The sequence below is a fragment of the Fulverythrobacter fulvus genome (assembly GCF_037154085.1).
In the GTDB taxonomy this organism is placed as follows: domain Bacteria; phylum Pseudomonadota; class Alphaproteobacteria; order Sphingomonadales; family Sphingomonadaceae; genus Andeanibacterium; species Andeanibacterium fulvum.
Genome location: NZ_JBANRM010000009.1, coordinates 18,354 through 28,700 on the forward strand (window position 1 = coordinate 18,354; position 10,347 = coordinate 28,700).

At 65.0% G+C, this 10,347-nt stretch carries 11 protein-coding genes and 1 tRNA gene; 9 read left to right on the forward strand and 3 right to left on the reverse strand.

All coding sequences use genetic code 11. From position 1 onward, the window contains the following. Positions 1-24 precede the first annotated feature (24 nt). The 8 genes from aguB (at position 25) to WFP36_RS16630 (ending at position 7,108) form a co-directional block, all read left to right on the forward strand. The gene (gene aguB / locus WFP36_RS16595; protein WP_336982161.1) at positions 25-876 is read left to right on the forward strand and encodes an N-carbamoylputrescine amidase; all 852 of its coding nucleotides are present in this window, start codon (positions 25-27) and stop codon (positions 874-876) included. 8 nt (positions 877-884) lie between these two features. Continuing rightward, positions 885-1,385 (forward strand): 2-amino-4-hydroxy-6-hydroxymethyldihydropteridine diphosphokinase, encoded by a 501-nt coding sequence (gene folK / locus WFP36_RS16600; RefSeq protein ID WP_336982163.1) that lies wholly within the window; start codon positions 885-887, stop codon positions 1,383-1,385. A gap of 32 nt (positions 1,386-1,417) precedes the next feature. Beyond that, positions 1,418-1,493: transfer RNA gene (locus WFP36_RS16605), tRNA-Lys, on the forward strand. A 267-nt stretch (positions 1,494-1,760) separates the two neighbouring features. Beyond that, the gene (locus WFP36_RS16610) at positions 1,761-3,938 is read left to right on the forward strand and encodes a putative bifunctional diguanylate cyclase/phosphodiesterase (protein ID WP_336982165.1); all 2,178 of its coding nucleotides are present in this window, start codon (positions 1,761-1,763) and stop codon (positions 3,936-3,938) included. Positions 3,939-3,996: 58 nt separating this feature from the next. After that, a complete protein-coding gene (locus WFP36_RS16615) occupies positions 3,997-4,716 on the forward strand; it encodes a TonB family protein (protein WP_336982167.1) in 720 nt (239 codons plus the stop codon). Between the two features lie 97 nt (positions 4,717-4,813). Then, positions 4,814-5,854: a mannose-1-phosphate guanylyltransferase gene (locus WFP36_RS16620; RefSeq protein WP_336982169.1), complete on the forward strand. Its 1,041-nt coding sequence runs from the start codon at positions 4,814-4,816 to the stop codon at positions 5,852-5,854. Continuing rightward, positions 5,820-6,659 carry a class I mannose-6-phosphate isomerase gene (locus WFP36_RS16625; RefSeq protein WP_336982170.1) on the forward strand — a complete coding sequence of 280 codons (840 nt, stop codon included), beginning with the start codon at positions 5,820-5,822 and terminating at the stop codon, positions 6,657-6,659. The genes WFP36_RS16620 and WFP36_RS16625 overlap by 35 nt, the downstream gene beginning before the upstream one ends. 8 nt (positions 6,660-6,667) lie before the next feature. Beyond that, the gene (locus WFP36_RS16630) at positions 6,668-7,108 is read left to right on the forward strand and encodes a DUF2721 domain-containing protein (RefSeq protein ID WP_336982171.1); all 441 of its coding nucleotides are present in this window, start codon (positions 6,668-6,670) and stop codon (positions 7,106-7,108) included. Positions 7,109-7,289: 181 nt separating this feature from the next. Here WFP36_RS16630 and WFP36_RS16635 read toward each other — a convergent pair whose 3' ends face one another. The 3 genes from WFP36_RS16635 to WFP36_RS16645 are packed head-to-tail and all read right to left on the reverse strand — an operon-like array spanning position 7,290 to position 9,572. Then, positions 7,290-7,598, reverse strand: coding sequence for a polyhydroxyalkanoic acid system family protein (locus WFP36_RS16635; RefSeq protein ID WP_336982173.1), 309 nt, complete (start codon positions 7,596-7,598; stop codon positions 7,290-7,292). Further along, complete coding sequence (locus WFP36_RS16640; protein WP_336982175.1) at positions 7,598-8,353, reverse strand: hypothetical protein; 756 nt, start codon at positions 8,351-8,353, stop codon at positions 7,598-7,600. Before WFP36_RS16640 ends, WFP36_RS16635 begins: the two co-directional genes overlap by 1 nt. 10 nt (positions 8,354-8,363) lie before the next feature. Continuing rightward, on the reverse strand, positions 8,364-9,572 hold the full coding sequence (locus tag WFP36_RS16645) for a toxic anion resistance protein (protein WP_336982176.1): 1,209 nt from the start codon (positions 9,570-9,572) through the stop codon (positions 8,364-8,366). 162 nt (positions 9,573-9,734) lie between these two features. Here WFP36_RS16645 and WFP36_RS16650 point away from each other — a divergent pair, with 162 nt between their 5' ends. Then, on the forward strand, positions 9,735-10,130 hold the full coding sequence (locus WFP36_RS16650) for an MAPEG family protein (RefSeq protein WP_336982178.1): 396 nt from the start codon (positions 9,735-9,737) through the stop codon (positions 10,128-10,130). Positions 10,131-10,347: the final 217 nt, after the last annotated feature.

The window sequence follows — 10,347 nt, forward strand, 5'->3', positions numbered from 1 at the left end:
AACGGGGCAATAGGTCCGCCTGCCATGAGACAGATCACCGTTGCCGCCCTCCAGCTTGCCCTCAATGCCGAGGATGAGCGCGACAATATCGCCGCCGTCGGCGCGCTGGTGGAAGAAGCCTCGGCCGACGGGGCGCAGATCGTGCTGCCGCCCGAGCTGTTTTCCGGCCCCTATTTCTGCAAGGTCGAGGACGAGGCCCTGTTCGCCCTTGCCCGCCCGACGCTGGAACACCCTGCGGTCATCGCCATGCGCAACATGGCCCGGGCGTTGAAAGTGGCGATCCCCACCAGCTTCTTCGAGCGGGACGGGCACCATTATTACAACACCATCGCCATGATCGGCCCGGATGGCGAGATCATGGGCACCTATCGCAAGAGCCACATCCCCGATGGGCCGGGCTATGAGGAAAAATACTATTTCCGCCCCGGCAATGACGGGTTCAAGGTGTGGGACCTGTTCGGCGCGCGCATCGGCGTGGGTATCTGCTGGGACCAGTGGTATCCTGAATGCGCCCGCGCCATGGCGCTGCTGGGCGCCGAAGTGCTGTTCTATCCCACCGCCATCGGCTCCGAACCCTATGACGCCCAGCTGGATACCAGCCGCATGTGGCGCCGGGCGATGATCGGCCATGCCGTGTCCAATTGCATGCCGGTAGTCGCGGCCAACCGCATCGGCATGGAAGAAGGGCAGCGCTTCTACGGCCACAGCTTCATCAGCGACGAGTGGGGCGATTTCGTCAGCGATTTCGGCGCCGAGGAAACCGGCGTACTGCTCGCCACGCTCGATCTGGACCGCGCGGCGACGCATCGCGCGGGAATGGGCTTCTTCCGTGACCGGCGGCCGGAACTTTACGGTCGGCTCGCGCGCGACGAGTGAGGGCAGGAATGCGGGGGAAACATCATTATCTCATCGCCCTCGGCTCCAACCGCCGCCACCACCGTTTCGGCCGTCCGCGCGACGTGGTGGAAGCGGCGCTGATTGCGCTGGTGAAAGAGGACATCCACGTAGCGCGGGTTTCCCCCATCGTGCTGACCGCGCCTATCGGCCCTTCGCTCCGGCGCTATGCCAATGCAGCGGCCCTGATCCAGACGGACAGTGGCCCGCACAAGCTGCTGCGCCTGTTCAAGAAGCTGGAACGCAAATTCGGCCGCCGCACCGGCGGGCAGCGCTGGACCTCGCGCGTGATCGATCTCGATATCGTACTGTGGAGCGGCGGGGCATATGGCGCGCCAGACCTGACGATCCCGCATCGCCTGTTCCGCGAACGCGACTTCGTGCTGGCTCCGGCAGTGGCCATCGCGCCTGACTGGCGCGATCCGATCACCGGTTTGACCGTGCGACAGTTAAGAGCGCGCTTGACCGCACCCCGCCCCCTTTCTAGGTGAGCCCCGCGCGGCCATCCGCACATCCCTGGTAAGGGCCCTTAGCTCAGTCGGTAGAGCAACTGACTTTTAATCAGTAGGTCGCTGGTTCGAATCCAGCAGGGCTCACCACCTCTTCCCGCATGCACGGCCTTTCCGGGAGGAGGTTGGGCGCCGGTCTTCCGGTGGCAATGCGCGCATTCCAGCATGAGCGGTTCGATCCTGTGGGCATGCCTCATGGCTGCGGCATCTATAGGCCTGCCGGTCTCGTCCCGCGTTACTTTCCCTCGGCAAGGTCCCGGTGTTTGTCCCCAGTGGAATTGCAGGGAATTTTACGGTAAATGCTGTCCTCTGGCCAAGAGTATCCTTTGAAGGATCAAGGGCGGGGAAAAATTTCTGGTGCGTTGTCCAAGTAAAACGGCTGACGAAGCGGATCGCCTGCGTGCTCTGGCCGAGTATGGCCTGGATGCCGACAACGGGCTTCCCGGTCTCGACCCTATCGTCGACATGGCTGCACAGATGTTCGATTGCCCGGCTGCGGCGGTCAACCTTGTAGGAGACGATCACGTCTTCATCGTCTCGGCCTATGGCATCGACGAATATGATCCGGGCCGCGATGTCTCGTTCTGTGCCCATGCCATCAATCAGAACAAGGTGCTGGTGGTGCCCGACGCCACGCTGGACCCGCGTTTCCATGACAATCCGCTGGTGGAGGAGGGGTTCATCCGCTTCTATGCTGGCGTTCCGATCCTGAGCCGCGAGGGCCATGCGCTTGGCGCCTTATGTGTGCTCGATACGGCGCCTCACCTGCAATTCCCGCCTGAGGACCAGCAGCGGCTGATGGAACTGGCGAAGCTGGCTGCAGACCGGCTCGAATTGCGGCGGCTGGAAGTGGCGGCCGAAACAGGTGCCAGCCATCTGGAAGCCAGCGCGGCGACATCGCCCAATGCGATTGTCTGTTTCGATGGCGATGCGCGCATCACGGCGTGGAATGACGCCGCCACGCAGATCTTCGGCCATCAGGAGGCCGAGGCGCTGGGCCAGCCGCTCGACCTGATCGTGGCCGAGGAAGACCGCGCCATGGTCCATGCCGGGATCGCCCGTGTGCTCGGCGGCGGCAGCCCCCGGCACGAAGGCACGGCGCTGACTGCGCAGCGGCGCGATGGGGCGCGGTTTCCGGTGGAACTCAACTGGTCGCGCTGGATGGAAGGCGGCGCGATGCATTTCGGCGCCATCATCCGCGACATGACGAAGAAGCGCAGCGAGGAAGAGGCGCTGATCTACCTCGCCAATTACGATCCGCTCACCGGCCTGCCCAATCGCAACCAGCTTTACGGCAAGATCACCGGCACTTTCGCGGAAGGGGCGCCGCTGGGCCTGATCGTCACCGATCTGGAGGGTTTTCGCGACATCAACAACACGCTGGGCCACGAGACAGGCGACCGGGTGCTGCGCATCGTCGCGGGCCGTATCCGGGATGCTGTGCCTTCAGGTGCCCTGTTTGCGCGCATCGGCGGCGACGAATTCGGCACGCTGCTGAGCGGTGGGAACGATCCTGTGGCACTGGGGGACATCGCCCAGCGGATCAATGCCGTACTGGCCGAGCCGATCGTGGTCGACGGGCAGGAAGTGCGCCTTGCGGGCAATTGCGGCATGGCGATTGCACCCCAGCATGGCGAGACGGTGGAGGATATCCTCGGCAGCGCGAATCTGGCGCTGTTCCAGGCGCGCAGCGAGGCCGGGCGCGGCGGCAGTTGCCTGTTCCATCCCGCCCTGCGCGCCGAAGCGGTTGCCCGGCGGATGTACGATGCCGAGCTGCACCGCGCCTTCGAGCGGGACGAATTCACTCTGTTCTACCAGCCGCAGATGCTGCTGGCCGACAATTCGCTGGTGGGGGCAGAGGCGCTGATCCGCTGGCGCCATCCCGTGCGCGGGTTGCTGGCGCCCGGCGCTTTCCTGCCGGCGCTGGAAGCCGGACTGTTGGCCGACAGGGTCGGGCGCTGGATTCTGGACGAAGCCTGCGCGCAGGCTGCCGAATGGCGCGAACTGGTGCCGGGCTTCACCATGGGCGTGAATCTGTTCGGAGCACAGTTCCGCGGGGGCAACCTGCCGCAGATCGCGACCGAGACGCTGGAACGCCATGGGTTGCCGCCCGACGCGATCGATCTCGAAATCACCGAGAACATCATCCTCGATCATCAGGAAGACGTACTCGGCCAGTTGCAGGCCTTGCGCGATGCAGGCTTCGGGCTGTCTTTCGACGATTTCGGCACGGGTTATGCCTCGCTCAACCTGTTGCGCAATTTCCCGGTCACCCAGATCAAGATCGACAAGGGCTTCACGCATGTGATGCACGATTCGCCCAAGGATCAGGCCATCGTGTTCTCGTTGATCGACCTTGCCCGCCAACTGGGGCTGAAAGTGATCGCCGAAGGGGTGGAAGGCCGCGAGGATCGCGATCTGCTGCGGGGTCACGGCTGCGAGAAGGGGCAGGGCTTCTTCTTCGGTATGCCGGTGCCTGCTGCCCTGTTCGAGGAACAGTTCATCGGCGGGACGAGGGAGGCGCTGAGCGCCTGAGGTCTGCCGGAACGCACGGCAGCTTGCGGCGCGGTGCGCCCCGGCCGATATAGCGGCGATGGACGAGACGCCCGGCATTTTGCCACGCCGCAGGCCCAAATGGGGCACATTGGCGCTTGTCGTGCTGTTCCACCTGCTGGTGATCGTCGGGCTGGCGCGCGCCTTTGCACCCGATTTCACGGCGCAGGTGGTGGAACAGGCGGCCTCCGTCCTCACCGTGACCATTACCGCGCCCAGCGAAGAGCCATCGGCCCCCGCCGCGTCGCCGGAGCCGGATGAAGGGGCCGCCGCGCCGGAAGGCAGGCAGGCGAAGCCGCGCGAAATTTCCGCCCCTCCCGCCCGCATTCCAGTGAAGCCCAGTGCGGCCCCGCCGGTCAGCTCGACCGGAAGCGAGAACCGCTCCGGCGCGCGGGACGAGGGGGAAGGCACTGGCGCCGGGGGCGAAGGCAGCGGCACGGGCAGCGGCGATTCCGGCAGCGGCCAGGGCAATGGCGGTGCGCGCAAGCTGGAGAAGATCGCCGGCGACATCAGTTCGGCGAAGGATTACCCGAAGAAGACCCGCGACCTCAGGATCGGCCACAGCGTTACGATCCAGCTGACCGTGGGCACAGACGGGCTGGTGAAGGATTGCAAGGTGATCGAGCCCAGCCCAGACACGCAGGCAGATGCCATCACCTGCAACCTTGCGCGCGAGCGGTTCCGCTTCAATCCCGCCACCAATGCGCGGGGCGAAGCGGTCGTGGGGCAATATCGCTGGCGCCAGCGGTGGTTTTATTGAGCCCGTTTCGGCGGCATTGGCGCTTTCGTAATCTAATGCGGCGATGCATATGCAGGCGCAAGGGAGGCAGGGCGCACATAGCGGCGCGAACATATCCATGAATTCGATCACACCCGTCATTCTGTGCGGAGGCAGCGGCACGCGCCTTTGGCCCCGCAGTCGCAAGGCCGCACCCAAGCCCTTCCTGCCGCTGGTGGGCGATCGCAGCCTGTTCGAGGCGGCGTTGGGGCGCGCGTCCGATCCGGCGCATTTCGCACCGCCGCTCATTGTCGCCGGCGCCGTCCATCTGGACCTGATCGAAAGGCAATTGCCGCAGGGCAGCGGGGCCCGGCTGGTGGTTGAACCGGCCGCGAAGAATACGGCCCCCGCCATTGCCCTGGCCGCGCAGTTGCTGCCCGAGGACGCGGTGATGCTGGTGTGCCCCAGCGATCATTATATCGCCGATGAAGCGGCCTTCGTCGCGGCGGCCTTGCAGGCGGCCCGGCTGGCGCGGGAAGGCTGGCTGGTGGCCTTCGGTATCGCGCCGACCCGGCCCGAAACCGGCTATGGCTATATCAGGCAGGGCGAAGAACTTGCGGGTGGCTACCGGATCGAACGCTTCGTCGAAAAGCCCGATCTCGAACGGGCACAGGCCTATCTGGCCGAAGGAACCTATTGCTGGAATGGCGGCATCTTCGCTTTCCGCGCGGGCACCTATCTGGAAGAACTCGCCCGCCACCGCCCGGACATGGCCGCTGCCGTGCGCGACGCAGTGGAGCAGGGCAGCACGGATGGCGCGCGCTTCCATCCCGCCGATGCGCCCTTCGCCGCGATTACGGGCGATTCCGTGGACTATGCGGTGATGGAACTGACTGACCGGGCCGCGATGGTGAGCGCGGATATGGGCTGGTCCGACATCGGCAACTGGCAGAGCCTGCGCGAAGCCCGCGCAAGCGAGGCGGATGCGGCGGGCAATATCGCGCGCGGCCCTGCCGAACTGCTCGATTGCCGCGACGTGATGGTGGACAGTGACGGTCCGCGTGTCTCGGTGGTGGGGCTGGAGGATGTGATCGTGGTGATCGACAAGGGCGAAGTTCTGGTGACGAGCAGCCGCGGCGCCGCCAATGTCGGCAAGCTCAAGGGCGCTTCCGGCCAGTGAGCGTGCGGCCGTGACCTGCCTGCTGCCCACGCGCCGGGTCGAAAAGCCCTGGGGGCGTGAGGTGCTGCCTCCGGCTTTCGCGGCGCAGCCCGGCAGGCGAGTGGGCGAGATCTGGTTCGAGCCGCCGGCCGGTTTCGATGCGCTGCTGGCGAAATATATCTTCACCAGCGACAAGCTGTCAGTGCAGGTGCACCCGCCGGGCGAGGCAGGGAAGGACGAATGCTGGCTGGTGCTGGAGGCAGAGCCGGGCGCGGTGCTGGGCATCGGCTTTACCGGCCCGGTAACGGCGCAGGACATGCGCCGGGGCGCGCTTGACGGCTCGATCGAGGGCATGCTGGCCTGGCATAAGGTCAAGCCCGGCGATTTCGTCTATATCCCGGCGGGCACCGTCCACGCCATCGGGGCGGGGATCAGCCTGGTGGAAGTGCAGCAGAACCGCGACTGCACCTATCGCTTCTACGATTACGGCCGTCCGCGCGAACTGCATCTGGAAGATGCGCTGAAGGTGGCGCGGGGGCAGCCGCACGATCCCGCCCTGCGCACCGACCTGCCCGAGCGAGGGCAGGTGTCACTGGTGCGCGGCCCCTTCTTCCGGCTCGACCGGGCGGACGGCCCGGTCGATGCCGCGCTTGCCGCGCGCTATGGCGATGCGCCGCTGCTCGTCCTGCCGCTGAGCGAGGGCATTTGCGTCACAGGCGAAGCCGCGGGCTGCGGGCAATGCGCGCTGGCCCCCTCGCTCGCCGATGTGGAGATAGTGGAAGGCGCCCGCTGCCTGCTTGCGCAGCCCTGCACGCCCGGCGCATAGAAGCGGGCATGATCGCCCATACGATCCAGCTCGCCCTTGCGCCCGTTTTCGTCCTGGTGGCGATCGGCAATATCCTGAACATTCTTGCCCAGCGGCTGAGCCGCGTGGTGGACCGTTCGCGTGTGCTGCAGGACCGGCACAAGCAGACCACCGGGGTGGAGCACGATATGGTGGTGCTGGAAATCCGCACGATAGACCGGCGTATCAAGCTGATCAGCCGCGCGATCCTGCTGCTGGTGATCAGCGGCATCACCATCGGCTTCACCGTGGCGCTGCTGTTCCTTGAGGAATTCCTCGGCCTCAGCGTTCAGCCCGTGGCAGGCGGCTGCTTCATCTTCGCCATTTCGCTGCTGATGGGCGCGCTGATCCTGTTCATGCAGGAAACCCGCACGGCAACGGCCCTGTTGCGCATTCCGGAAGAGTTTCTGGAGAGCCACCGGAAGTTGTGACTTCAGGGCAGGCGCGTGGTTTCGATCCGGCGCATTCCCCAGTCATCCCGGACCTGTTCCGGGATCCCGCTATTTCTTTAGCGAAAGCTGGACCCCGGCCTTCGCCGGGGTGACGATATCAGACGAAATCTGGCGCAATCCTTTTGTCGCCATTGCGTGAGAAAACCCAAGCGGCGCAGGATTAATCCCTCGGCGCCGCCAGCAGTTTCTCGCCCATCTGGCGCATGGCGGCTTCCGCCATCGGTTTGGCGAAGGACAGTGCCAGGGGTAGTTCCAGTTCGAAGGCCACTTCGCCTTCGCCGATCTCGACTGCGCCGGACAGGGTCTGGCCCATGGCGGCTATGGCCATGGTCATGCGGTCCTCGCCCGCCCAGTCAGTGGTCACCTCGGCCATGCCTCCCGGCAGATGGCTGGCGATCTTGTGGCTGTTATCGTGCAGGCGGCGGCGCACTTCCTCTTTGCCGAGGCTGTGCGGAAGGACGATGCGCATCAATTCTGCTCCGGCGAGGTGTTGCCGCCCTCGCCATATTTGTAGTCGAGATAACGGGTGCGGATCGCCAGATCGTCCAGCGCGCCGGCGGCAAGCTGGCGAGTGACGCTGTCGATCTCGGTGCTGATGCGGCCGAGGCTGTCCACGATCTGCTGGTCGGGCGAACTGCCCGCGCGTTCCTCGCCGCGCAGATGGGCGGGAATGCGGCGATAGGTGTCCACCGTTTCGGGCAGATGTTCGCCCACCAGCTTGCGCACTTCCTGCGCGGCGGGGTGGGCCGGGTCGATCCCTTCCAACTGCACGCCCAGTGCATCCAGCTGCACGCCGATCTGGTCCATTAGTGTGACGGCGGGCGCGGGCAAAGCGGCGCGCTGGTGTTCCAGCCACAATTCGGTACGGCCCACCAGCTGGCGCACATCGCCCCGGTTGAGGTCCGCCCGCTTGGGCACTTTCACCTTGGGAAAGTTGGAGAACAGCATCACTGCGGCGGCCACGGCCAGGAAGGCCACCATCAGCCCGGTAAAGCCGATGCCGTCCAGCGCCAGCCCGGCGACCATGGAAATGGCGACCACGCCCAGCAGCGCGCCGGCGATCAGCTTGATCCGCAGCATCAGGTTGCGCTGCTTGATCTCCGCCGAGCCGCGCCCGATGGAGCGCGTGCCAGCAACCCGGTGCCGCCCGCCCGAGCGATTGTCTCTCAGCAGGGCGCGGCCTTCGTCCAGCGCCCGGTCCGTATCGCGGGAAAGATCGACCATTGTCTGCGTGTCAGCCTTCCAGCGAGAGGATCGAAGGCCCGCTCACTTCCTTCCTGGTCTGCGCCGCGCCTTCGGCACGGGCGATATAGCCCTTGGACTTTTCAAGCTCGGTCGAAAGCGTGTCGACCGTCTGCTTCATGGAATCGAGCGCCTTGATCTTGAAGGTGTCGATATTGTCCATCGTGTCATAGATGTTCTGGAAGGCGCGTTGCAGCGTTTCGATCGGGATGGTCGAGCTGGCGGCCTGTTCGTGGATCTTGCTCGTCTGGTCCGCCAGCAGCGTGCTGGTGGAATCGATGATATTGGCGGTGGTTTCGTTCAGCGCGGTGATCTGCTGAAGGACGAGCCGCTGGTTGGTCATCGCCTCGGCCACGGTCACGGCAGTGCGCAGCGCGGCCACGGTAGTGGTGCTGGCGCGGTCCACGCCCTTCACCAGTTCCACATTGTTCTTCTTGACCAGATCGAGCGCGAGATAGCCCTGCACGGCCACGGCCATCTGGGTCAGCAGATCCTGCGTGCGCTGGCGGACATAGAACAGCGCCGTTTCCCGCACTGCCTTGGCCTTGGCCGGGTCGGTGGCGTCCAGCTCGTTCGCCTTGTCTTCCAGCCGGGCATCCAGCGTCTTGGAGATGTGGATCATCTGTTCCAGATTGCCCATGGCTTCCCACAGCTTCTGGCGTTCCACATCGATTGCGGCATTGTCCATCAGCAGCTCGTCCTTGCCGGAAGCCAGCTTGGACAGGATCGCCTGGATATGGCCCTGCGCGCTCTGATAGCTCTGGAAATAGTTCTTCAGGCTGTTGCCGAAGGGGATGATGCCCAGCAGCTTGCGCCCGGGGCTCAGCTTGCCGCGCCGGGCCGGGTCGAGTTCCTCCACCACGCGGCGCAATTCGGTGAGATTGGCGCCGACGCCCTCATCCTTGTCCATCGCGCGGACGGGCCGGTCGAGGAAGCGGTTGGACATGCCGGAAGCCGCCATGATTTCCTTGCGGCCCATATTGGTGAGCTGATCCACCTTCTGGCCGAATTCGGGCGAATTGGCGTCGGCGGAGACCAGATCGGCAACGAAGGCGTCCACCTTCTCGTCCAGCTTGCTGCGCTTCTCTTCCGAAACCGGTACCAGCCCGGCGGCCTTCTGCGGCGCGACCACGGGCACGGGATCGGGCGGGGTGAGCTGGAAATCGGGCACGGTGGCCGTCTGGGTTTCGTTGCTCGCCATGGTTCCTCCAAAACTCCTCGTCTCGCGGCATAGTATCACGCGATCGCCCACGCTCCACACTTCTTGCTGTATTAGGATTATAAGACACGCATTTCAAGGATCGGGGCGGATTGCCATTTCTTCGTCAGCGGGGGAGGATGGCGGGAAAGGCGGGAGATACCCATGCATAGCGAATTCACGATCCTCGGCCTGGCGGCACTGTTGCTGCTGGTGCACATCATGGCCGCGATCCGCATCAAGACGCGGCAATATGGCGTGGAATGGAACATGGGCGCGCGGGACGAGGCACTGCCCCCGCTCAACCCCGTTGCCGCCCGGCTGGAACGCGCGCGCGACAATTTCATGGAAACCCTGCCCATCGCGATCATCGCCCTGATGGGCGTGGCGCTGACGGGCAAGAGCTCGACCCTGACCGTGGCGGCTGGCTGGGTCTGGCTGGGGGCGCGGGCGGTCTATCTGCCGCTCTACTGGGCGGGCGTGCCGAAGGTGCGCACCTATGTGTGGGGCGTTGCGCTGATCGCCCTGCTGGTGCTGCTGGGCGTGTTGCTGCTGGGGTAGCGGGGGAGTGCGCCCAGCCCCTTCGTCATCCCGGACTTGTTCCGGGATCCCGCTTCTTCTCGCGTTAAGCTGGACCCCGGAACAAGTCCGGGGTGACAGTTGGGGTGAAGTGGTGCATTTGGCGATTATTCTTGACTTTACGAACCGTTTCGGTTATATGCCCCGCACCTTGCAGCGATAGCAAGTCGCAAGGTTCAATCCGGAGGGCGGCATGTCG

Excerpts from the sequence above, each read along its gene's own strand:
- aguB (WP_336982161.1), top strand. The coding sequence starts at position 25 with ATGAGACAGATCACCGTTGCCGCCCTCCAGCTTGCCCTCAATGCCGAG.
- folK (WP_336982163.1), top strand. The coding sequence starts at position 885 with ATGCGGGGGAAACATCATTATCTCATCGCCCTCGGCTCCAACCGCCGC.
- WFP36_RS16615 (WP_336982167.1), top strand. The coding sequence starts at position 3,997 with ATGGACGAGACGCCCGGCATTTTGCCACGCCGCAGGCCCAAATGGGGC.
- WFP36_RS16620 (WP_336982169.1), top strand. The coding sequence starts at position 4,814 with ATGAATTCGATCACACCCGTCATTCTGTGCGGAGGCAGCGGCACGCGC.
- WFP36_RS16625 (WP_336982170.1), top strand. The coding sequence starts at position 5,820 with ATGTCGGCAAGCTCAAGGGCGCTTCCGGCCAGTGAGCGTGCGGCCGTG.
- WFP36_RS16630 (WP_336982171.1), top strand. The coding sequence starts at position 6,668 with ATGATCGCCCATACGATCCAGCTCGCCCTTGCGCCCGTTTTCGTCCTG.
- WFP36_RS16635 (WP_336982173.1), bottom strand. The coding sequence starts at position 7,598 with ATGCGCATCGTCCTTCCGCACAGCCTCGGCAAAGAGGAAGTGCGCCGC.
- WFP36_RS16640 (WP_336982175.1), bottom strand. The coding sequence starts at position 8,353 with ATGGTCGATCTTTCCCGCGATACGGACCGGGCGCTGGACGAAGGCCGC.
- WFP36_RS16645 (WP_336982176.1), bottom strand. The coding sequence starts at position 9,572 with ATGGCGAGCAACGAAACCCAGACGGCCACCGTGCCCGATTTCCAGCTC.
- WFP36_RS16650 (WP_336982178.1), top strand. The coding sequence starts at position 9,735 with ATGCATAGCGAATTCACGATCCTCGGCCTGGCGGCACTGTTGCTGCTG.